Here is a 21,403-nt window from a genome sequence, read left to right as displayed (position 1 = left end):
ATAGCGAACAAAGGTGGAACCACGGTTATTCGTCCTTTAGCTCTTAGAGCTAAAGGACTTTTTTGTTTTAAGGAGAAATTAAATGAACTATGCTCTAGAAATTTTTCCAGCCTTGTTTAATGGTGTTGGAATGACCCTGAAAATATTTTGCTTTACCTTATTAGGCTCCGTTCCGCTCGGGATATTGCTTTCTTTTGCCCTACTGACAAGGGTTAAGCCTCTACGCTGGCTAATCAATTTTTATATTTGGTTAATGCGCGGGACCCCTTTATTGCTCCAATTGATTTTTGTCTTTTATGGTCTACCGTTAATGGGCATTGTCTTTGAACGGTATGATGCAGCCATATTTGCCTTTATTCTCAACTATGCGGCCTACTTTGCCGAAATTTTCCGTGGGGGCATCCAGTCGATTCCCGAGGGTCAGTATGAAGCGGCCAAAGTACTCCGCTTGACCAAAAAGCAGACCATTACGAAAATTATTCTACCCCAAGTAATCAAGATCGTGCTGCCCTCAATCGGCAATGAGGTTATTAACCTCGTCAAGGATACCTCGCTAATTTACGTTTTAGGCTTGGGCGACTTATTGCGGGCCGGCCAAATTGCCATGAGCCGCGATGTTACCCTAATCCCCCTCTTTTTAGTCGGTTTCATCTACTTGCTATTAACCGCTTGTTTGACCTTTCTAGCAAGAAAACTAGAAAAGCACTATCAGTATTACAAGTAGGAGGACGATCCATGCTTAAAATCAAAAACTTAGTTAAAAGCTTTAATGGTCGCAAAATTATTGCCAATTTAAACCTAGAAATTACGGATGGCGAAATCCTTGCCATTGTTGGTCCTTCCGGTGCCGGAAAAACAACTTTGCTGCGCTGCCTGGCCGGACTGGAAACGATTGATGCCGGCGAATTAACGATGGACGGTGTGCCCTTCGACCCCGCGCAAATGGCCAATGCCGATCAAGTAGTGGGCATCGTCTTTCAAGACTTTCAGTTATTCCCCCACCTGTCCGTTATCGAAAACATCACTCTGGCCCCGCGTCTGGTTTTACAGCAATCTAAAAAAGCCAGTATTGTTCAAGCCCAAAATTTGCTGACGGAATTGGGGCTAGCTGGCAAGGAAGAACTGTTTCCTTACCAGCTGTCGGGCGGACAGAAGCAGCGGGTTGCCTTGGCTAGGGCCCTAGCCATGAAGCCTATGGTAATCGGTTATGATGAGCCGACCAGTGCCCTTGATCCCGAGCTGCGTGAACAAGTGGAAAAGGTAATCTTGACCCTGAAAGAACAAGGCATTACGCAAATCGTGGTGACCCATGATTTTGACTTTGCCAAGCACATCGCCGATAAGATGTTGAAAGTGGAAGCAATTTAAGGGAGGGCACCATGAAGAAGAAAAGAATTTGGCTACCGCTACTGCTATTTTTGCTTTTCCCCCTGCTAACTGCTTGTGGCCGGGCTAAAACCGACACTGACCAGTGGCCGCGCATTAAGGCCACCAAGCGCGTCATTGTCGGCCTTGATGATACCTTTGTACCACTAGGTTTCCAGAATAAGGCTGGGCAGATTGTGGGCTTTGATGTTGACCTGGCCAAAGCTGTCTTTAACTTATACGGGGTTAAGGTCGACTTTCAGCCGATTGACTGGTCCATGAAGGAAAACGAGTTGCAAAATCAGACCATTGACCTGATTTGGAACGGTTATTCCAAGACGGCCGAAAGAGCTAAAAAAGTCAACTTTAGCAACAGCTACATGAAAAATGACCAAGTTATCGTCGCCCTCAAAAAAAGGGGCATTCGCCGGTTTAACGACATGAAGGGGAAAAGACTAGGCGTGCAAAACGGGTCTTCCGGTTATGATCGCTTCGAACAACAACCCCAGCTCTTGAAAGACTTCATCCAAAACCGGACCCCCGTTCTATATGATGGCTTTAACGAAGCCTTTATGGACTTGAACGCGGGTAGAATTGACGGTTTACTAATCGATCGGACGTACGCCGACTATTATTTGTCCCATGACCGCAATCCTGCCAGGTACAAACTGGTAGCTGGTAACTTTAAGCATGAAAGTTTTGTCGTTGGGATCAGAAAGTCCGACCGCGAATTAACGCGCAAGCTTAACGCTGGCCTTAAAACCTTAAAAAAGTCCGGTAAACTAGCCAAAATTAAACATAAGTGGTTTGGCACAGAGCGCCCAAACTAAGTCAAAAAATTATCGATTTATCTTTTGCTAGTTTCAATCCAAGTGGATTGAAATAAGAACTAAAAAATCATTTATGATAAATCTTACAAATAGCAAAACAAAGAAACAATATTTAATAAGATAAATAAAACCTTGATTTATTATTATAAATATATTAAAATATTTTTAATAAATAAAGGAGAAACTATTATGAAAAAGTTTTTTAAATAAATCAAAAGTAACATTACTGTTATCGCTGATTACTATAGGTGGTGTATCGCAGCAAGTATCTGCAAGTAAATTTGAAGCATCAGACACTCTCAATACTAACTATATTGAAAAATCTTATTTTAATAATGAATTATTCGGTTCAGGTAATTATTATCAAGTTCCAGAAGAAGTTGTAGAAAAAGAATTGAACCAACAGATTAACCAGCAATTAGCAGCAATAACTTCAGAAAATTCAAACAAAATCGGAACGAGAACACCATCTTATGTTAATCTTACTTATAAAGTAGTCGATACAAAATATCCTGTTGCTAAGGGTTATGCCGGCAATCAGCCAGCCAAGGGAACTAGATTTCGGTCCGGTGGGGGATTTCATTGGTCGAACAGTGGGGGGCCCAGTATTAGTGTCAGTTCTGGATTTGCCGGAGTGAGCTTTTCAGTTAACCTTGGCAATAATGGAAGTTCCGGAAAATATGTGAAGGCCCCTAACAAAACCCAATATTTTAAACTCTATATTAAAAAAACATATAAAGTTCAAAAAGTAGCTTGGTATGGTCATCCGTATGGCCATCAAACCGGTCCCAAACAATTTTTATATTATGGTTATGCCAGAGCTTTTTATAGCGAAGATCCATATGCGATAGCACAATAAGCGGAGCAAGAAGATGAGCAAAAACCCTTACAAAATCAGTACTTATGTTCTTGGCTGTTTGCTGGTCATTACGCTCTTTTTCTTGATTAATGCCAGCAAAAATCCGGCTACTCCGACTCCTAGAGGGGACTTTGATAATAAGGTCAACCCCCCTAATAATGTAAATATTTCTTTGGGGCTACCTAAAAACCACTATCGATTTTATTTTAATGGCGCTGAATTCGACCGAGGTACCTACAAGAGAGCAATAGCTAACAATGGCAAATTCAAACATGAGACCGATAAGCGTGCAAGGGATGACGCATATGTCTTAAAGCCCCAAAAGGGCCGCGGCGGAATTTTGATAATTACGAATAAAAAATCATATTTGTATTACCCCAAATTAAGAGACCAGGTAATCGTTGTTGAGAAAACTTCGGATGTACCAATGATAATAGGAAAACCCAAAACCCGTCCGTGATATGAACTATGGTGCAGGATTTAGTTTTTAGTTTTTTTAGGAAATGTGAGAAATTCGGGATATTTCATTAATGCTCCTAATAAAAAACAGTATTTTAAATTATATATTCGTAAAACTTTTAAAATCAAAAAATTAGCTATATATGGTCAGCCAAATGAACCACGACAGTTTTTCTACTATGGTTATGTTAGAGCTTATAAGTCTTATGATACATTTGTCAAAGCAGTTTGCTTGGAAATAATATGCGCAAAAAACCACTGAGTATTATTGGCGCCTTTTCTAATAACGCGGCTATGTCAAATAATGTGAATATCAGTTTCTTAACACCGTTTAAATATTGTTATCAGATTCGCTTTCAAGATAGTACATTTGATCACGGTACCAACAATAAATCAAGTGGCAACGCATATATATTAAACCCTAAAAGTGGAGTTAGTAGGTTTTTAATCATCACAAATAAGGACAGCTACCTGTACTAACCTAAACTAAAAAACAGGTATAGTCGTTAAACAGACTACCGCCATACACTAATAGAAAAAATCATAAATTATTAGCATCAAATTTGTTTAAATTAGACAAGTTGATTTTTGACTCCTCGATACTGGTTCAAAAGAGTATAGCTACAATGAGAGGTCATAAGCAAACTTCTAAAAATAGATCTAAAGAATATTTTTCAATAGATTCTATGATCAGGTGGGCTTAAGACCTCTTTTTGTACAAGAAAAAAATTGGTTTTAATTATTCCTTGACATTAACTAATTGGCATGGTAAATTCTCAACGTTGATTAATTTAATATACGAGGCTCCTACACGGACATAAGCTACTGTACAGAAACGTTGCGAAACGCCAATGTATAGGACAGAAATAACCGAACGAAGGTTATTTCCCAAGTAGCTAATGACTGACGTCTTTACGCCGGGTAGTGCTAAAATAACAAAATTTATTTTAGGGAGCCGCGATTTATTCGCGGCATTTTTGTTGCTGCATTTATAATTGCGGCTTTTTGTAGGAACCTCTTTGACTTAATTGTCAGGAGGTTTTTTATTATGTATAAGACAGAAGATTACAACAGGGTCGCCCAACAAGCCCCGCAGTTGGCATTAAAGGTATTTGCTTCTGGGCCTGGCGGGCTCAGACGACAAGACCTAGCCGAACACCGTCAAAAGTACGGCAGCAACAAACTTGCTTACCGGCGCAAAACGCCCTTATCCGTCCAATTTTTACAAGCCTTTGTCACCCCGTTTACGCTTGTATTAACCGTGTTAGGGATAATCTCATTCTGTACCGATTATCTCTGGAGTGCTCCAGCCGATCGTGATCTAACGGGGACAATCATTATTTCAATCATGGTTTTGACCAGCGGGGTTATGTCCTTAATTCAGTCAGTTAAATCGAACAATGCCGCTGACAAGCTTCAATCATTGGTCAAAGTGAAAGCCGATGTATATCGTGATGGCGAGCTCCAGGAAATTCTGCTCGAAGACTTAGTTGTTGGTGACTTAGTCAAGCTATCGGCGGGTGATATGATTCCGGCTGATATCCGGCTGATCAAAACTCGGGACCTGTTCATTTCTCAGGCTGCGCTGACGGGAGAAAGTTACCCCGTTGAAAAACGTGCTAAACACCAGCAGGGCAGCTATGAAGACATAACCGATTATCCGACACTCGCCTTTATGGGGAGTAACGTCGTCAGTGGGACAGCAACCGGTCTAGTGATCGCGGTTGGACAAAATACCCGTTTCGGACAAGTCACCCAAAGCATCACCAATAATAAACCCACCCCCACTAACTTTGACCTGGGAATCAGCAAGACGTCATGGCTACTCATTCGCTTCATGGCAGTGATGGCCCCGATTGTCTGTGTTCTGAATGGTCTAACCAAAGGCGATTGGGGGCAAGCATTGTTATTTGGACTTTCAACCGCAGTAGGCTTGACCCCCGAAATGCTCCCGGTAATTGTAACGACCAACTTAGTGCGGGGAGCTTTGCGCATGTCAAAGGGTGGCACCATTGTAAAAAATGTTAATTCAATCCAAAATTTTGGAGCCATGGACGTATTGTGTACCGATAAAACTGGTACCTTAACCCAAGACAAGATCATATTAGAGTATCATTATAACGTCAATCATCAGGAAGAAGACCAGGTTCTAAAATATGCGTATTTAAATAGTCGGTTTCAAACTGGCCTGAAAAATTTAATGGACCAGGCAGTTATTAAAGCGGCTGCAAGCGAACTAAAAATTGACGATCGGCAATACGAAAAAATTGATGAATTGCCTTTCGATTTTTCCCGGCGCCGAATGAGCACAATCGTAGAAACAGCTGATGGATTGGTACAAATGGTCACCAAAGGAGCAATCGAGGAAATGCTCGCAGTGTCTAATCGCGTATTGTCACACGGCCAAGAAGAAATCCTGACCAAGGACTGGAAGAAAAATATTTTGCAGCAGGTAGCCGATTTAAATCAGGACGGGTTACGAGTTTTAGGTCTGGCCATCAAAAATAATCCTCAGCCAAGTGCAGGTGATGAATTATCCACAACCGATGAAACTAATATGATATTCTTAGGATATCTAGCTTTTCTGGATCCACCCAAAAACACCGCGGCCAAAGCCATTAAGGCGTTAGCTAAACACGGAACCAAAGTTAAAATCATCACTGGCGATAGTCTCCCAGTTACAGAGGCCGTGTGCCGCAACATTGGCTTCGACGTCACCAACATTATCACCGGACGGGACATCCAAAGTTTCAGTCCACATGAATTAGGTCAGGCAGTCGAAAGCAGCAACGTTTTTGTCAAAGTCTCTCCAGAGCAGAAGGCACTGATCGTTAAGACCCTCCGAGATAATGGTCACGTGGTTGGCTTCTTAGGTGATGGAATTAATGATGCACCATCGATGAAAGCTGCCGATGTCGGTATTTCAGTTGATACTGCTGTCGATATTGCTAAGCAATCGGCATCGATTGTCTTACTCCAAAAAGATTTAATGATCTTAGAACGGGGCGTTGTGGTCGGACGACAAACCTTTGGCAATATTATGAAATACATCAAGGCAACCTGCTCTTCTAACTTTGGTAACGTATTCTCGGTTTTATGTGCAAGCGCATTTCTCCCCTTTCTACCCATGCAGCCAATGCAATTACTATTTCTCAACTTGGTCTATGATCTATCCTGTCTCTCGATTCCGTGGGACAACATGGATCCCGAATACCTAAAAGTTCCGCGCAAATGGGAGGCTAAAAGCATTGCCAGTTTCATGAAATATATTGGTCCAACTAGTTCCGTCTTTGACATTACCACCTATTTAGCAATGTATTTTATCATCTGTCCAGCCGTGATTGGACATGGCTACGGAGCAACCTCAGGAACTATGCAGCAAAACTTCATCAAGCTCTTTAATAGCGGTTGGTTTGTCGAGTCGCTCTGGACGCAGACACTGGTCTTGCACGTTTTGCGCACGGAAAAAATCCCCTTTATCCAAAGCCGCGCTGCTGGCCTCGTCACCTTGGTAACCTCACTTGCCTTGGTCTTCGGTTCTGTTCTGCCGTTCACAGTAATTGGCCAGTTCTTGCAGTTGTCTCCCTTACCCGCTAGTTTCTGGTGCCTACTGACAGTTACCTGCCTTGCTTACATTATCCTAGTCACCATCGTCAAACGCTGGTACATTAACAAAACAGGAGCATTATTATGAAAAGAAAAACTATTACTTACCCTGTCCAAACCGCACTTGCACTAACATGGATAGGCTTGGGAATCGCCTGGTTATTGCATCAACAGCTTGCACCAGCAATTTTATTTACCACTTCAGGTGCGTTTATGCTGGTTGATACCATCATGAATTAACCAAAAACCCACTAGGCAATGACAATTCTTCCTGGTGGGTTTTATTTTATCCAATTGATTTTCAAACTAGCACTAGTCACGCAACAAAAGATAACCGGACAGCGGTTATCTTTTGCGATTTCAACTATTTATCAGTGCACCTTTCTCACTGCCACTCGCTGGCCAGCCATTCTTGGGCCAGGTCAAACCAGTGGGCGGCATGCGGATTATCTTGCCACTCCTGTCCCTTAACGACCATATCCGTGCGGCCAAGCGAAAAACCATGGCCACCCCGGTTAAAGAGATGAACCTCGCACGGTACGTTTTGGTCATGGAGAGCAGTGACATATTCCAACGTATTAGTGACTAAAACAATTGGATCATCCCAAGCATGAAAGATAAAGGTCGCCGGTGTGTCACTTGTGACCCCTAACGAGCTGTTTTTAATAAATTCATCCTCCGGTACCAGATCCACTTCTCCTTCCGGAACGTCAAAGCCCAACTTAGCCAAGTTAATCAAGGGATAACCTAAAATGGTCTTATTGGGCAACACATCTACTTGCTTAAAGTCAAACTGCTGTTGATAAGCAGCGGCATTAGCCATGCTATTGGCAAAGCTTGCAACATGGCCGCCAGCTGAGAAGCCAATGGTCACAATCTTTTCTGGATCAATCTGGTATTCTGCGGCGTGGTCGCGGAAATACTTGATCGTCGTCAAGACATCAAGCCCCGCATCAGGGTAAATGTCTCCTTCCTGCACCAAGTTGTATTCCATTACCACACTATTGAAACCATAATTGTTAAAGGCAAGTGCAACGGGTTCGCCCTCTCGCTTGGAGAGGTGATCGAAGCTGCCACCTGGAATCACAATTGCCAGTGGATGCTGGGGGGTAACCAAGTCACCAATTGTCGCCAAAGTGTAGGTATGAACCTTGAACTTACGTCCATTAAAGTTAGTTAATGTTAAATCTGTTACTTTCATTTTTTCACCTTATTTTTTGCCATTGCTCTTGTAATCAAGGCAGTTGATAATGGTACTGTTAATAATACACCAATGAGTGAATACAAGATAATTAGCGCTTCATTAACAAACATTTTTTCGTTCAAAACTTCACCCAAGGTATAGTTTAAGCGGATATACCATAAAAACAGCGATAAGAAGCTGCCAAACATCCCAAACAAAATCGTATTCATGGCCGTGCCCAAAACGTCATCGCCAATCTTAACTCCACTTGCCCGTAATTCTGCAGTCGAAATCTCTGGCTTGTGCTTCTTGATTTCAAGCAAACCCGAACTCATTGCAACGGCTGCCTCGGCAACCGCACCGAGCATTGAAAAAATTGCCACTGCAACTGCAATCAAGGGATAACTAAGGCCTGGCATCTGTGATAAGCCCACCAGCATTTCACCGGCCTCCGGTCCCAAACCGGCCGCTTGAGCCAACCACTCAAAGCCCAGAATCAGTACACTGACCGTCAAACAAATCCACAATGCCGAAAAAAAGGAATTTTTGGCAACTAGATAGTCATGCGTACCTAAGAAGATTATCGTCACCAGCTTTAGCGGAATAAAAATTAGAATGAGAATGGGAATACTGATTCCCCAAGAAATAAAAACGGCCAATAAAATTAGTAGTAAGGTGTTAATCAAGACACTGAAAAAACTGCGAATTCCAGTTTCACCACCAACCACAGCCATCAAGACGGCTAGGACAATTAATAAGGCTGTTAACGTGCTCATTTTATTCACCCACCTTTACTGGTTTATTTTCCAAAAACCAGAGACTGCAACCCGTCGCAAAAACCACGGTCAAAACAATCCCAATGGCAGAAATAACACTCTGGGTAACCCCTAATGACAACGTAAAACCAAAGGCCGATTTAAGACTGTTATTATCGCGCAAATAAATAATTGTCTGCGGCAAAGCTTCTGACATAAAAATCAGCACTAGAACATTGATTAGCGGTCCCATGATCTCTTGGCCCATGGTCCGCCCACTATTAATTAATTGTTTGACAGTCAGGTCTTTCTTAGTCTGGACTAACTCATACAGACTGGAAACGATATCCGTTGCCTCATCCATAACCGCACCCAGTATGCCCAATAGCGTTTGGGCTAAGAAGATCCCGCGCGGATCTTGGGTAGCATAGTCACCTGTCTCATACTTAATTTCAGACTCGCCCGTCAGGCGCATAATCACATAGCACAAAACAAACGAAACAGACACCCCCAGCAGGGTCGCGGCCCAGGTTGCCAACATCTTGCGATTAAAGCCCTGTACCAGCAGTAGACTGAAGAAGGAGAAGACCATATCGGCAAGGCCAAATAGTAAGACAATGTAAGAACCGTTTAATTTAATGTTCAGCATAATAACCAGGTAGAAGAGCACCCAGCTCAGCGTCATAGAAGCAATTAGACCGATCGCTTTTTTGCCTGAAACGGCAATTAATAAAGCCGCTGTAACGGTCAGCGCCAGCACCAATACCCAGTCTCGTTTCGGGTTTTGGATGGCAGGTTCACCTTTTTTGATATTAACAAAAATCCGCTGACCCGCTCGATATTTTTGCGTTACTAGCTGGGACGGATAGTAAAAGTTTTGCGTCGTAAAGTGCCGCCCTTGGTGTTCTCCTGATAAGACCTTTAAGTGTAAGACTTGTTTTCTGGTTTCATCCTTATTACCATAGACATCTGTACTTTTTTCCACCAGTGTATCTTTGATTGTCTTGTCGGTAATAACCGCCACATCATCTTTGACATAAATATTAGTGGCAAAGTAAGTCCCGGCTGTTAACACCAGTCCAATAACGGCCACAACTAGCGCAAGCAAATGGCGTTGCTTAATCTTGTTCATTTCATCAGTCCAATCTCTTCTGTTTACTGTACCCCAAAAGTAGGTCCACTTCCTTAAAAATTTACTTAAATTTCATCAAAAAGACGACTTTTATTAAAGTCGTCTTTATTTACATATCAATAAAGCGATGCCACCAATGCTGCTTTGTTGGTTCTACCTGCATATCCGCTAAAGTTCGGTGGTCATTAGTACTTTTTTCAGCATTTTCCTTGGCCTTGGACAAAATTTCTTCGTGTACTTGGTCGCTAGGCTTTTGTTCGTCTTGCATAACTTGAGCCCGCTTCTCGGTTGCAGTCAGCTGCCGCTCTACTGGCACTTCAGCCTCAAGGTCGGTTTCACTCACAATCCCCGAAATATCCGGCAGGGCAGCTAACTTTTCTGAATCAACGGCAGTTTGCTGGTTTTCAAGGAGTTCTTGATTTTGCTTTTCAATCCGGTCTAACTGCTGGTGCAAATTAGCCAGTTCCGTATTTTGCTGCTCAATTGTTTGTTGGAAGGCATTAAGTAATTTGGTCATTTGCGGTGTCGACATTACTTCCTGTTTTACACCCTTGTCTTCAGCTTCAGTTTTTGTATTCTGGTCACTAACTGCAAAAACTTGCTGGGCCGCCTCTTGCAAGGTTAGACCATGCTCTTGAGCCAACTGATGAAAGTCCTTTAAATCCTGCAAGTCTTGCTTGCTGTATAACCGGGCTTTCTGCTTGGTTCTGACGTAATAATCTGCTTTTCCGGTAACGCGCTCAACGATGAGCGAATACTTACGCAAGGTCGCAACACTAATCTGCAACTCTTTGGCAGTCGCCGCCGGCGCGGTTAATTCTTCAAAATGATGCTTGTCACTAGTCATAAAACAATACTCCCTCACCCATTGTTATTGACCAATCTTGTGCAACAAGATCTGCTTATGCTCATATCGCTCTAATCCCAATTCAATCAGTTTGGTAATCAAAGCAGTATAGGAAATACCTACTTGCTCAAAAAGTTTAGGATACATGCTGATATTAGTAAATCCTGGCAGGGCATTGACCTCGGTCAAGATAACCTTCTGGTCGCTTGCACGCAACGTCGAGTCAATTCGTGCAAAGCCACTACACTCGGTTACCTGGTAAACTTTCAGGGCATTGGTCCTAACCTGCTCTGCGATCTCGGGCGGAATAGCAGCCGGAATCTGCAAAGTTGTAGTTGAATTTTCATCGTACTTGTTTTCATAACTGTAAAAAGTACCCTCAGCGTTGATGATTTGACCCACCCCTGAAACTTGCGGTTGATCATTGCCCAACACCGCAGTCTCAACTTCAGTGCCGTGGATAGTCTCTTCGACCAAAACCTTGTCGTCATATCTAAATGCATCAGCCAAAGCTGCTTCATACTCCTTGGCAGTAGTCACATGGTGTACGCCAACGGACGAGCCTTGGTTAGCAGGCTTAACAAAGAGGTCATTACCTAATTTGGCACTAACTTTAGCATACGCATCGTGATCATTGCTTGGATCTTCATATTCAAACCGTTTAATCGCAATCCAATTCGCTACGGGCACACCAACTCGTTGGGCCAGAATTTTAGTGAATTCCTTATCCATCGTCACCGCGGCAGACAATACATCATCACCGACAAAGGCCTTGTCCAGCACGCGAAAAAGGCCTTGCAAACTGCCATCTTCGCCTAGATTACCGTGAACAATCGGAAAGAAAACATCAATTTCAGCCAAGTTGGCTAACTCCACCAAGTTGGCGATATTAGCTGCCTGATGGGGATTTTTAACCGTGTACTGCGGATTTTCAAGTACCTTGAATGCATCCTCTTCGTTAGCAATATAGCCTGAATTAGTAATCCAAATCGGATGAACTTCAAACTTGTTTTTATCGATCGCACTATAAATGTTGTGGCCCGACATAATTGAAACTTCATACTCAGATGAATTACCACCAAAAATAAGACCAACCTGTGTTTTCCTAGTCATTGTTTCTACCTCATATGTTTTAGCTTTTTTTATTATACGGCATTTACTAGCAGAAAAATTACAAATTCACTAATTTTTAGCAAATAATTTTCGGATCTGGTTAAAACCTCATCAAGCCAGCCTTAAAGCGCCAATAACTTAATGGCTATGTTATGTAGAAACAAGCTAAATTTAGTCTAACTATATAGGATAGTAGTAATCTCTACAGTGTTATAAAAAATTTCGTTATAGCAATTTCGTTATTTAAAAATTGCAAAAAAACTATTTGATTCGTCCCAGCTGTAAGCGCTATGCTATTTTCAAAAGGATTTAAAACAAACATTAGCGAGGTAGTAAAAAAATGGAACTAAAAAATGGTCAATACAATGTCAAGGCGATGGGACACGGATCTGAAGCCATGCCGATGACGGTGGAAATCAATGATAATCAAATTACTAAAATCACGGTTGATTCAGCTAGCGAGACTAAGGGCGTGGCGGATGAGGTTTTTCACCGACTCCCCCAAGAGATTGTCGCCAACCAAACGCTCAACCTTGATGCGGTCAGCGGTGCCACCATTTCTAGCCACGGCGTAATCGCTGGTGTAGCCGCTGCAATTACCCAAGCCGGTGGTGATGCTGCCGCTTGGAAGCACCGGCCAAAACCGGCCGTTGCTCAACAGCAAGACGAAGTGATAACCACTGATGTGGTTGTTGTTGGTGCCGGTGGTGCGGGCCTGGCTGCAGCAGTGCGCTCTATTCAGCACGGTGAACAGGTCGTCATCCTTGAAAAATACCCACAAGTTGGCGGCAACACAAGCCGGGCTGGTGGTCCTCTGAATGCAGCTGATCCAGAGTGGCAGGGCAAGTTCGCGGCTCTGCCTGGTGAAAAAGAAACTTTGGAGGAACTAGCAGCACTGCCGCTCGAGCAGATTGACCCAGAATACCAGGAAGACTTTGAGCAGTTGCAGGCACAAATCAAGGATTATGTGTCAACTGGGGCAGACCACTTATTTGATTCCACCCTCTTGCACGAAGTCCAAACCTATCTTGGCGGAAAGCGTACCGACTTAAAAGGTAATGAAATTCACGGTAAGTATAACTTGGTCCATGAGTTAGTTACCAACGCCCTGAACTCGGTTAAGTGGCTGACGGATTTAGGCGTTAAGTTTGATAATAGTGAGGTTACCGAGCCGGTGGGCGGACTCTGGCGGCGCGGGCACAAACCGGTAGAACCGATGGGTTATGCCTACATTCATATCTTGGGCGATTGGGTGAAAAATCATGGCGTCGAACCACACCTGGAAACTAGGGCTGAGCACTTAATTATTGATCATGACAAGGTCTACGGCGTAATTGCCACCCGCGCTGACGGTAGTAAGTTAACTGTCCACGCCAAGGCAGTGATTTTAACGGCCGGCGGCTTTGGCGCTAACACCAAGATGGTCCAAAAGTTCAATACGTACTGGACCAGCATTGCTGACGACATTGCTACCACCAATTCCCCTGCAATCACTGGCGATGGTATTCAACTAGGGCTTGAGGCTGGCGCTGACTTGTTCGGCATGGGCTTTATTCAGTTAATGCCCGTTTCTGATCCGCAGACGGGGGAATTATTTACCGGACTACAAACACCTCCAGCCAACTTCATTATGGTCAACCAAAAGGGCCAACGCTTCGTCAACGAGTTTGCTGAACGAGATATCTTGGCCAAGGCAGCGATTGACAATGGGGGCTTATTCTACCTGATTGCTGACGATCAGATTAAGGAAACTGCCTATAATACTAGTCAGGCAGCAATTGATGCCCAAGTCAAGGCCGGTTCCTTACTCAAGGCAGACACACTCACAGAACTAGCTCAAAAAGCAGGTATGGAGCCAGACACTTTAGTTAAAACCATTAAAACTTACAACCACGCTGTCGATCAAAAAAATGATCCCGAATTCCACAAGAACGTCTTTGGTCTTAAGTGCGAAGTTGCACCTTTCTATGCCACACCAAGAAAGCCAGCCATCCACCACACCATGGGCGGGCTGACCATTGATCCCCAGGCCCGAGTTTTGAACCCAACGGGACAAATCATTAGCGGCCTCTACTCAGCCGGTGAAAATGCCGGCGGGCTTCATGCCGGTAACCGTTTGGGTGGTAACTCACTTGCCGATATCTTCACCTTCGGCCGGATTGCTGCTAACACCGCTTATGAAGAAAGCCAGGACCTAGATGCAACTAGCGCCGCTTCCCAAAATTAAGCTTTAAGAAAGGAACAAACCATGTTTTTAAAAAGCCACTTCGGCACTATTATTACCGCCATTTTAGCTCTAGTGATGGGCTTCATCATGGCAATTGCTGTTATCCTGGTTGACCAACTTGGCTTGACCTGGACAGTTTTATTCAAGCTCTGGGCAGAAATTTTCTTTATTGTCTTCGTTGTTAGTCTTTTCATTCCATATAACAGTTGGGGTGACCGCTTTGCCCAATTATTAGGCTTGAAACCAGGAACCTTGAGCTTTAAGCTGGTCCAGGCTATCATCCCTTCCGCTATTTTGAACACTTTCAATACCTTGATTTGTAGTGGCCAGAGTATTTTCTATAACGCTGAAATTCCCCAGTCAATCCGGATGCAAACCTGGATTAACGGTTGGACACATGATTGGCTAATTTTCTTTATTATTTCATATCTTGCTTCCTTTGTTGCTGTTTGGGTTGGTACTAAAACCGCTACAGTAATTTTAGGTAAACCAGCATCACGGTCAATCTAAACCACTTTTAGAAGTTAAAAACTGATATTTTTTGCCAATCATATTTGCCAGAATTATCAGTTTTTTTGTATATTTAAGAAAGTAAATTTAAACCTTGAACCAATAACATCAGCTTAGAAATGGAGTTATTATGAACAATCCAGAAGAATTGCAGCATTTCTTAGATATCTTGCTCAAAGAGAGCAGCTTTACCAGAGCGGCTAAAGAGCTTTTTATCTCGCAACCATATCTTACCCAACTAATTGGCCGGATTGAGCGCAATCTTGGCGTCAAAATAATTGAGCGTAGTAAACCGCCTTATACCTTAACTCCAGCCGGCTTAATCTATTACCACTACCTCGAAAGCATCTCCTATGACAAGCAACAACTAAATCGTCGCCTTGCTTCATACATTAACCCGAAGCAACAAGTTATCCGCATCGGTATCCTAGAAAGCTTGGGTACTTACCTACTACCGGAAATCCTGCCCCAATTTCTGCAAAATAATCCGCAAGTCAGCATCCAATTAGTTGAGAATTTTCCGCGAGAAAGCGAAAAAAGGTTACTAAATGGGGAAATTGATTGTTACATTGGACAAACTCCAGAGGCCATTAACTCCAGTCTTGATGTTGTAATCAATGGCGGGGAACGCTATTACGTCGTAATCTCGCCCGCTTCCCCGTATTATCAAGCGGGACGCTTTATTCTTGATCCAGGCGAGCTCAATTTAAAAGACTTGTTACAAGAACCACTGGTCTTGAGTGCAGCTGGTTCGGCAGTCAGACACCAGGTTAATGGTCTCTTTCAGCGCTTAAGAATTGAGGGCAACATTGTCATGGAATCCAAGAGTGTGATCACAGCGACTAATCTGGCCATCCATGGCATTGGGCTAACTATTTCTTCAGCCAGTATTATCAAGCGGATTGCCCAGACTCCAATCAATCTTTTTCCTTTGGACAGTAGTATCCTCAACTTGATTTTCTTTATTGCAACTAGGCACTCCGCAGAGACTTCACCAGCCTTGCAGAACTTGGTCACTATCTTCAAGCATAAAAATTTACAACCTAAAATCACCTAGCGGGAACTAAAAACCCCTAGCCTTAATGCTAGAGGGGGTTTTTAGTTAATTATTTGGCGAGCTAATTTCCCATGGAATTGCCATTACAATATATAAGATGACACCGACAATGACAAAGTCTAAGAAAATGCTGCTGGCAATTTCCAATACGTAACCTAGCACCGCCAAGCCCGTAATGTTAAAGATAACTGGAAAAAGGGCCAACAGACCCGCAATGAGAATCACCCAAAAGCCAGCCCACATCCCAGCCGCCGTGATATTATGGAGCAATCTTTTACCGTTCATCATCATGCGCATTTCACTCAGCAGCGATTTTAGGCTCAGGGCAACCATCACAATTATCGTCAGGTTGCCAAGCAGGAGGATAAAAGCAATATTACCCCCAATCATCATAGTATTTAAACTAAAGGCATCAACTACCTCGTACAAGGCATTACTTCCCTGCTTTTTCAATTTTTCCTGCACTAATTGCGCGTCACTTGACGAGCCCTGGTCAATATAAAGGTTAATATCATGCAAAATCTGACTCGCCAGCTTAGTGTTATTAACCTTTATCCAGGGAAAACCCAAAGCATAGTCAATAATATGATCGGCAATCGGCTGCGTTTGCTTAGAAGTCAGCAAGTTAGCATTACTACTTTGACTGGCACCAATCGTATTAGCCAAAGTGTTAAAATGCTTGTTGACTTGTCTCACAACTACAGCTTCGTTATTACTTGTCCTAAGTTGCCTCTTCATAAATGGCGGATTAAGAAAAGTTGCCGTTATCATCAGCAGAGTAACCAGTAAGTAAATAAGAAAAGTTAGGGTTGTTTTGTATTGGCTGTTCTGCTCCTGACTCACTCTGTGTGAGCCATCCTGCACGCCATTTACCATATTCTTCCTTCCTAACAGACAATTTCCTTGTCTTCATCAAACATTGTATCAATTGCATGATGAATATCTTTGATGTCAATCACAGAAATAATTTCATGTCCGTCTTTAAGTGCTTGGTCGATTTGCTTTGGGGCAGAATGCAGAAAACTATACATAAAAGAGCTAGTAGCATAGTCTGCCAGCTGTTCCGCATTCAAATCAAACTCTTTGCGATCATAAAACAGGCGACCTGCTCCAGTAACCACAAAAGCAATACCGTGCTGTACATCATTGAGGTCAAAGAAGGAGCTATCAAAAATCTGATTTTCCTTAATCCAACCATTCAACATCCCGCTCCAGATATCAAGAGTTTCGTTACTGCTAAAAACTTCGGTGATGATCCGCTTCAAGCCCTGATCATAAATTCCGAGCTTCGCAATTGTATAGATAAAAGCCTTAGTCCGGGCGCAGACTTTGTCACCATCACGATAATTGAGCTTTTTAACTTCTCCGTCCAAAGTGTTGAGGATATTGCGCACAACATCATCAATTAATTTTGCTTTATATGGATAGTATGATTGCAACAACGATTTTGAAATTCCCGATTTCTCCGCAATCATCTGGAAAGAGACATTATCTAACCCATTTTCTCTAATCAACGAGAGCGTGTTACCCAAGATAATTCGTCTTCTTTTATAGTTTTTCCGTCGAGCCATAGTTATTTCTCCGTTTTTATATACGATTCCATTTTATCATACCAATGCCACTGGATAAATCAACGAAAAATAACAAATAGATTTCACTCATTGGAGCATTTATCCTTTTAAATTTTAATAGGTTATTGGTAATTTGCTTATTTTAGTTCACTTTCACTCAGTAAGTGCATCGAACGGTCATTATAGACATAGTTAATGCCGCGCGCTAAAAGTAAGTCAACTGAGATGCGGACCATGCGATCAGGATAGCGGTTATGCTTGATTGTATCGGTAACCACAATTTGTTCAATGGGCAGACCATTGAGAATCTCAGTAGCATTTTGTGATAACAGGGCGTGCGTAGCCGCAACGTAAACCTTTTCGGCGCCTGCAGCCAAAACTGACTTGGTGGAAGAAGAAATGCGTGAGCCTGTATCAATTAAGTCATCAACAATGATACATTTCTTGCCCTTGACGTTACCAATCATGTCATGAACATCGGCATCATAACGCGCATGACGCTGATCCACAATTGCAATCGGAGCATTAAAGAACTGCCCAAAGTTACGTGCTAGCTTGGCACCAGAATGATCAGGTGAAACTACGACAATGTTATCGTCTTCTTTGGTGGCAATTCCATTATCAAGAAAATATTGAGCTAAGAGCGGCATTGCATGCAAATGGTCAACTGGAACATTGTAAAAGCCCTGTATTTGGGCAGCATGCAAGTCGAGTACAATTAAGTGGTCCATGCCGGTAATTTGCAACAAGTTAGCAACCAACTTACCTGTAATTGGCTCGCGTGATCTGGTTTTGGTATCTGAACGAGAATAGGCTAGATATGGTACCACCACATTAATCCGATGCGCTGAGGCCCGATGCAATGCATCCAGTACTATTTCTAGTTCCATAAAGTTTTCATTCACTGGGTCTTGAATTGATTGAATAACAAAGGCGTCACAGCCCCTGACGCTCTCACCAATGTTAACTTGAATCTCACCGTCACTAAAATGTTGCACCGCAGTTTCAATTAGTGGTTTTTTCAAAATAGTGGCGATTTTCTCGTTTAACGCGGGATTTCCGCCCAGTCCAATCACTTTCATTGGATGCAACAATTGAAGAATTTCTTCTTTGTTCATAGCTACCTCTTATTAAAATAATTCTTTCTCGTCTATTATAAACAAAAAAAGCCTCCCATGTTGAAAAAAGTGGGAAATTCACTTAAAAACCGAAAAACCATTCCTGTGTCAAATCATAATTTTTAATCTAGCTTTTGTTCAGCGTTTTTGAAACTTTTTTATTTAAAAAATTCTTCCATTAAATCTAATAGTTTAAAACCATTGACTACATAGCTGTCATGCTTTTGACGGGGCATAATCAGCAGCTGGCCATGCGGTATGATCTGGCTGTACCAGCGCACATGCTCAACCTTAACCCAGTCTTTTTCGCCGACAACACAGTAGGTTGGAATTGCAATTGCCTTCAAACTATCAACTGACATAAAACTTTCGGTTAATTCGACCTGGCTATCACGGTTCATCTGCAGAAAGCGCAAAAAGCCTTCAGTTAAGTAGTGGTACGGTCGAATACCATTTCCATTGACAAAAACACCAGCAACCATCAACTTTTTGAAAATCTGCTGGTCCTGACTGGCTAGCATCATTGCAACAAGGCCGCCAGCATCAAAACCAAAACAATAGCAGCCCCTAATCCCTACCTGCTTAACGAAAGCAGCCAGGTCGGCAACTTCGGTCTGATAGTGCTGGGCACTCTCTCCCTGACTAAGTCCATGGCCTCGCATATCGAGCACATAAACTGTGTAATACAGGGCCAAGGGCGCAACAATCTTATCAAACATGCCACCATCCAAGTGGTGGCCATGCAACAGTAACAGTGGCTGTCCCTTACCTAGTTTGCTATAATACAGCTCGCTCCCATTAACTTTTTCAATCATTGCTGGTTCCTCTCAGTGGCTTCAGCAAGTTCTCGCTCTGAAATGGGTTTCTTCTTTCTGCGCTCTTGCCACAGATCTTTCAGGATAACTTTACCCACGATGTAATTGGTTTTAAAATTATCTGGAATCATTTTTAGGCTATAGTTATGGACCATACTGTCCTTACGCTGCCAATAGTGATACAGCGGCTGATTATCACAATAAAAACCGCTGCTTGCAGCCAAATATTGGACAGTGAAAATTTGATCTTCCATAAAAGCTAAATTTTTCATGAAAGATAGGTGGTTTTGCTGCACAATTGAAAGTCGATAACCCTTATTCCAAGTATAGCCTTTAACAGGAGAAGGGCAAATCCGGTTGTTAAATAGTGAGCCGACAAAGTTGACAATTAAGCGATACGCACTCGCCTTGCGCTTCATTCCACTTACAAACTTTTTCCCAACATGTACTGATTTCGCATTATTCTCATAATCTATCCAAAAACCACACGAAACCAGGGCAGCGTCTGGATGTTCATGAAAGGCACGCACAAAGAAATCCGTGTAACCGGGAGCAACCCAATCATCACCATCATGAAAAGTAAAGTATGGAGTATCGACATTTGCTAACGCAATATTACGTGCATCAGACAAACCACCATTTGTTTTATTAATGATTTTGAAATAACGGAACTGATCACGGTAGCTTTCTGCTACTTTTCTGGTATTGTCCGTTGAGCCATCATTGACAATTAATAACTTAAAATTGCTATTATCTTGCTTAGCTAAGTGGTCCAAAGCTCGGCCCAAGTACTTTTCAAGGTTATAAACTGGCATGATAACCGTCAATTCAGGTTGTTGAATCATTTCATCTCTCCTCTGCTAATTCTATATTATACCATCATAATTCTTAAAAATAACATAAAACCAAAAACCAAAGACTTTATTACTGAACTTATCCTAGCTATCTTTAGTATAATTGTGCATTATCGTAAAGGAGTTTAACATTTTTATGAAAAACAACAAATTTATTATCGTACTACTCACAGTCCTTCTCTTTGCAGCCACGCTCACTTTATCCGGGCAGACCAGCAAGGCAGACGACCTGCCCATTGTTTGCCTGGGCACATCACTAACAGCAGAACAAAAAAGTGGCACCGTGAAGACGCTAGCCGCACCCCTGAATGGCGATAGTTACCAGACTACTACTATCACTGGTGCGGATCTAGTCAAATATCTCAACCCTTCGGGCGCCAACTTTACCACCACTTCTGGTGTTTGGTCCAGTGCCATGATTCAAAAAACCGCTGCTGACAACGGGATCAATGTTCAAATTTTAAATTACCAGGGCCGCAACAACATTACCACCATCACTGCCAACCAATACAAAAATGCTGCCTTAACTGCTGGCATTACTGATGCCAATATCTACGTGACCAGTGCCGTTCCGATTGATGGTTCTGGTGCTCTGGCCGGCGTTTATGCAGCATACGGTAAAACGGGCGAACACTTAAATCAAGACCAGGTAAATGCTGCTCAAGATGAAATGGGTACTTTGAGCAAAATCACTAAGGAAAACCAGGACAAAGATGGATATAGTGACGCCCAATTGAATAACGCAGTGGCTGGTGCCAAGCAAGATATGGGTAAAATTGGCAACAATATTTCCAATAGTCAAATCCAAACCATTGTGAATAACCAAATCAACATCAATCACCTCGGTGATGTGATTACCACTAACCAAAAACAAGAAATCGTTAACCTTATGATTGAAATCCGTGATTCCGGCGCTTTGAAAGACCACCGTTTTAAGGACCAAGCCGCGACGCTTTCTAAAAATATCGAAAAGCATGCCAAGGATATTTTTGCTAAAATCAATACTACGGAAAACCGTAACTGGTTCCAGCAAGCTTGGCACAATATTACCGACTTTTTCAGTCACCTCTTTGGTGGATCCGCAGTCATTCGTATCGGTTGA

General features: G+C 42.6%; 21 protein-coding genes, 1 riboswitch and 1 other annotated feature (1 of these 23 cut by a window edge). Of the genes, 11 read left to right on the top strand and 10 right to left on the bottom strand.

The features are described from left to right. Nucleotides 1–40 (top strand) — a binding site (T-box leader); it begins 191 nt to the left of the window's first position. A gap of 42 nt (nucleotides 41–82) precedes the next feature. The 7 genes from ACSYSN_RS00730 to ACSYSN_RS00700 all read left to right on the top strand — a co-directional run bounded on the left by ACSYSN_RS00730 (nucleotide 83) and on the right by ACSYSN_RS00700 (nucleotide 7,359). After that, a complete protein-coding gene (locus ACSYSN_RS00730; protein WP_491712376.1) occupies nucleotides 83–724 on the top strand; it encodes an amino acid ABC transporter permease in 642 nt (213 codons plus the stop codon). Nucleotides 725–735: 11 nt separating this feature from the next. Further along, a complete protein-coding gene (locus ACSYSN_RS00725) occupies nucleotides 736–1,368 on the top strand; it encodes an amino acid ABC transporter ATP-binding protein (RefSeq protein ID WP_491712375.1) in 633 nt (210 codons plus the stop codon). An 11-nt stretch (nucleotides 1,369–1,379) separates the two neighbouring features. Beyond that, nucleotides 1,380–2,195 carry an amino acid ABC transporter substrate-binding protein gene (locus tag ACSYSN_RS00720; RefSeq protein ID WP_491712374.1) on the top strand — a complete coding sequence of 272 codons (816 nt, stop codon included), beginning with the start codon at nucleotides 1,380–1,382 and terminating at the stop codon, nucleotides 2,193–2,195. Nucleotides 2,196–2,589: 394 nt separating this feature from the next. After that, the gene (locus tag ACSYSN_RS00715; RefSeq protein ID WP_491712373.1) at nucleotides 2,590–3,054 is read left to right on the top strand and encodes a hypothetical protein; all 465 of its coding nucleotides are present in this window, start codon (nucleotides 2,590–2,592) and stop codon (nucleotides 3,052–3,054) included. 13 nt (nucleotides 3,055–3,067) lie between these two features. Beyond that, on the top strand, nucleotides 3,068–3,514 hold the full coding sequence (locus ACSYSN_RS00710; protein ID WP_491712372.1) for a hypothetical protein: 447 nt from the start codon (nucleotides 3,068–3,070) through the stop codon (nucleotides 3,512–3,514). 782 nt (nucleotides 3,515–4,296) lie between these two features. Continuing rightward, nucleotides 4,297–4,461: riboswitch (M-box (ykoK) riboswitch) on the top strand. Nucleotides 4,462–4,561: 100 nt separating this feature from the next. Further along, nucleotides 4,562–7,207: a magnesium-translocating P-type ATPase gene (mgtA, locus tag ACSYSN_RS00705; protein ID WP_491712371.1), complete on the top strand. Its 2,646-nt coding sequence runs from the start codon at nucleotides 4,562–4,564 to the stop codon at nucleotides 7,205–7,207. Beyond that, nucleotides 7,204–7,359 (top strand): hypothetical protein, encoded by a 156-nt coding sequence (locus tag ACSYSN_RS00700; protein WP_317637606.1) that lies wholly within the window; start codon nucleotides 7,204–7,206, stop codon nucleotides 7,357–7,359. Before mgtA ends, ACSYSN_RS00700 begins: the two co-directional genes overlap by 4 nt. 145 nt (nucleotides 7,360–7,504) lie before the next feature. On the opposite strand, the gene ACSYSN_RS00695 is transcribed toward ACSYSN_RS00700, so the two are convergent. The 5 genes from ACSYSN_RS00695 to ACSYSN_RS00675 form a co-directional block, all read right to left on the bottom strand. Continuing rightward, nucleotides 7,505–8,320, bottom strand: a complete 816-nt coding sequence (locus tag ACSYSN_RS00695; protein WP_491712370.1) for an alpha/beta hydrolase — start codon at nucleotides 8,318–8,320, stop codon at nucleotides 7,505–7,507. Continuing rightward, nucleotides 8,317–9,078, bottom strand: coding sequence for a YibE/F family protein (locus ACSYSN_RS00690; RefSeq protein ID WP_317637604.1), 762 nt, complete (start codon nucleotides 9,076–9,078; stop codon nucleotides 8,317–8,319). The genes ACSYSN_RS00695 and ACSYSN_RS00690 overlap by 4 nt, the downstream gene beginning before the upstream one ends. A 1-nt stretch (nucleotide 9,079) precedes the next feature. Next, complete coding sequence (locus tag ACSYSN_RS00685) at nucleotides 9,080–10,189, bottom strand: YibE/F family protein (protein WP_491712369.1); 1,110 nt, start codon at nucleotides 10,187–10,189, stop codon at nucleotides 9,080–9,082. A gap of 109 nt (nucleotides 10,190–10,298) precedes the next feature. After that, the gene (locus ACSYSN_RS00680) at nucleotides 10,299–11,036 is read right to left on the bottom strand and encodes a transcriptional regulator (RefSeq protein WP_491712368.1); all 738 of its coding nucleotides are present in this window, start codon (nucleotides 11,034–11,036) and stop codon (nucleotides 10,299–10,301) included. Nucleotides 11,037–11,060: 24 nt separating this feature from the next. After that, nucleotides 11,061–12,149 carry a D-alanine--D-alanine ligase family protein gene (locus ACSYSN_RS00675; protein WP_491712367.1) on the bottom strand — a complete coding sequence of 363 codons (1,089 nt, stop codon included), beginning with the start codon at nucleotides 12,147–12,149 and terminating at the stop codon, nucleotides 11,061–11,063. A 340-nt stretch (nucleotides 12,150–12,489) separates the two neighbouring features. On the opposite strand from ACSYSN_RS00675, the gene ACSYSN_RS00670 reads away from it, so the two are divergent. The 3 genes from ACSYSN_RS00670 to ACSYSN_RS00660 all read left to right on the top strand — a co-directional run bounded on the left by ACSYSN_RS00670 (nucleotide 12,490) and on the right by ACSYSN_RS00660 (nucleotide 15,943). Continuing rightward, nucleotides 12,490–14,376, top strand: coding sequence for an FAD-dependent oxidoreductase (locus tag ACSYSN_RS00670; protein ID WP_491712366.1), 1,887 nt, complete (start codon nucleotides 12,490–12,492; stop codon nucleotides 14,374–14,376). Nucleotides 14,377–14,397: 21 nt separating this feature from the next. Then, nucleotides 14,398–14,886 (top strand): hypothetical protein, encoded by a 489-nt coding sequence (locus tag ACSYSN_RS00665; RefSeq protein ID WP_317637599.1) that lies wholly within the window; start codon nucleotides 14,398–14,400, stop codon nucleotides 14,884–14,886. A gap of 130 nt (nucleotides 14,887–15,016) precedes the next feature. After that, nucleotides 15,017–15,943, top strand: coding sequence for a LysR family transcriptional regulator (locus tag ACSYSN_RS00660; protein WP_491712365.1), 927 nt, complete (start codon nucleotides 15,017–15,019; stop codon nucleotides 15,941–15,943). A 45-nt stretch (nucleotides 15,944–15,988) separates the two neighbouring features. Here ACSYSN_RS00660 and ACSYSN_RS00655 read toward each other — a convergent pair whose 3' ends face one another. From ACSYSN_RS00655 to ACSYSN_RS00635, 5 genes are all read right to left on the bottom strand, one after another. Then, nucleotides 15,989–16,819 (bottom strand): hypothetical protein, encoded by an 831-nt coding sequence (locus tag ACSYSN_RS00655; protein ID WP_491712364.1) that lies wholly within the window; start codon nucleotides 16,817–16,819, stop codon nucleotides 15,989–15,991. 11 nt (nucleotides 16,820–16,830) lie between these two features. Then, the gene (locus ACSYSN_RS00650; RefSeq protein ID WP_491712363.1) at nucleotides 16,831–17,514 is read right to left on the bottom strand and encodes a TetR/AcrR family transcriptional regulator; all 684 of its coding nucleotides are present in this window, start codon (nucleotides 17,512–17,514) and stop codon (nucleotides 16,831–16,833) included. Nucleotides 17,515–17,651: 137 nt separating this feature from the next. Beyond that, nucleotides 17,652–18,632: a ribose-phosphate diphosphokinase gene (locus ACSYSN_RS00645; protein WP_491712362.1), complete on the bottom strand. Its 981-nt coding sequence runs from the start codon at nucleotides 18,630–18,632 to the stop codon at nucleotides 17,652–17,654. Nucleotides 18,633–18,790: 158 nt separating this feature from the next. Further along, complete coding sequence (locus ACSYSN_RS00640; protein ID WP_491712361.1) at nucleotides 18,791–19,447, bottom strand: alpha/beta fold hydrolase; 657 nt, start codon at nucleotides 19,445–19,447, stop codon at nucleotides 18,791–18,793. Continuing rightward, nucleotides 19,444–20,292 carry a glycosyltransferase family A protein gene (locus tag ACSYSN_RS00635; RefSeq protein WP_491712360.1) on the bottom strand — a complete coding sequence of 283 codons (849 nt, stop codon included), beginning with the start codon at nucleotides 20,290–20,292 and terminating at the stop codon, nucleotides 19,444–19,446. Before ACSYSN_RS00635 ends, ACSYSN_RS00640 begins: the two co-directional genes overlap by 4 nt. 145 nt (nucleotides 20,293–20,437) lie before the next feature. Between ACSYSN_RS00635 and ACSYSN_RS00630 the strand changes: the two genes are divergently transcribed. Further along, nucleotides 20,438–21,403, top strand: coding sequence for a DUF1002 domain-containing protein (locus ACSYSN_RS00630; RefSeq protein WP_491712359.1), 966 nt, complete (start codon nucleotides 20,438–20,440; stop codon nucleotides 21,401–21,403).

Source organism: Lactobacillus sp. ESL1191, from assembly GCF_058504435.1.
The sequence above is the reverse complement of the archived record's forward strand: the minus strand, read 5'-3'. Positions and strand labels throughout refer to the sequence as shown.

Bases quoted from the DNA above. Each gene is read 5' to 3' on its own strand.
- ACSYSN_RS00730 (WP_491712376.1), top strand. From the start codon at position 83: ATGAACTATGCTCTAGAAATTTTTCCAGCCTTGTTTAATGGTGTTGGA.
- ACSYSN_RS00725 (WP_491712375.1), top strand. From the start codon at position 736: ATGCTTAAAATCAAAAACTTAGTTAAAAGCTTTAATGGTCGCAAAATT.
- ACSYSN_RS00720 (WP_491712374.1), top strand. From the start codon at position 1,380: ATGAAGAAGAAAAGAATTTGGCTACCGCTACTGCTATTTTTGCTTTTC.
- ACSYSN_RS00710 (WP_491712372.1), top strand. From the start codon at position 3,068: ATGAGCAAAAACCCTTACAAAATCAGTACTTATGTTCTTGGCTGTTTG.
- mgtA (WP_491712371.1), top strand. From the start codon at position 4,562: ATGTATAAGACAGAAGATTACAACAGGGTCGCCCAACAAGCCCCGCAG.
- ACSYSN_RS00700 (WP_317637606.1), top strand. From the start codon at position 7,204: ATGAAAAGAAAAACTATTACTTACCCTGTCCAAACCGCACTTGCACTA.
- ACSYSN_RS00695 (WP_491712370.1), bottom strand. From the start codon at position 8,320: ATGAAAGTAACAGATTTAACATTAACTAACTTTAATGGACGTAAGTTC.
- ACSYSN_RS00690 (WP_317637604.1), bottom strand. From the start codon at position 9,078: ATGAGCACGTTAACAGCCTTATTAATTGTCCTAGCCGTCTTGATGGCT.
- ACSYSN_RS00685 (WP_491712369.1), bottom strand. From the start codon at position 10,189: ATGAACAAGATTAAGCAACGCCATTTGCTTGCGCTAGTTGTGGCCGTT.
- ACSYSN_RS00680 (WP_491712368.1), bottom strand. From the start codon at position 11,036: ATGACTAGTGACAAGCATCATTTTGAAGAATTAACCGCGCCGGCGGCG.
- ACSYSN_RS00675 (WP_491712367.1), bottom strand. From the start codon at position 12,149: ATGACTAGGAAAACACAGGTTGGTCTTATTTTTGGTGGTAATTCATCT.
- ACSYSN_RS00670 (WP_491712366.1), top strand. From the start codon at position 12,490: ATGGAACTAAAAAATGGTCAATACAATGTCAAGGCGATGGGACACGGA.
- ACSYSN_RS00665 (WP_317637599.1), top strand. From the start codon at position 14,398: ATGTTTTTAAAAAGCCACTTCGGCACTATTATTACCGCCATTTTAGCT.
- ACSYSN_RS00660 (WP_491712365.1), top strand. From the start codon at position 15,017: ATGAACAATCCAGAAGAATTGCAGCATTTCTTAGATATCTTGCTCAAA.
- ACSYSN_RS00655 (WP_491712364.1), bottom strand. From the start codon at position 16,819: ATGGTAAATGGCGTGCAGGATGGCTCACACAGAGTGAGTCAGGAGCAG.
- ACSYSN_RS00650 (WP_491712363.1), bottom strand. From the start codon at position 17,514: ATGGCTCGACGGAAAAACTATAAAAGAAGACGAATTATCTTGGGTAAC.
- ACSYSN_RS00645 (WP_491712362.1), bottom strand. From the start codon at position 18,632: ATGAACAAAGAAGAAATTCTTCAATTGTTGCATCCAATGAAAGTGATT.
- ACSYSN_RS00640 (WP_491712361.1), bottom strand. From the start codon at position 19,447: ATGATTGAAAAAGTTAATGGGAGCGAGCTGTATTATAGCAAACTAGGT.
- ACSYSN_RS00635 (WP_491712360.1), bottom strand. From the start codon at position 20,292: ATGATTCAACAACCTGAATTGACGGTTATCATGCCAGTTTATAACCTT.
- ACSYSN_RS00630 (WP_491712359.1), top strand. From the start codon at position 20,438: ATGAAAAACAACAAATTTATTATCGTACTACTCACAGTCCTTCTCTTT.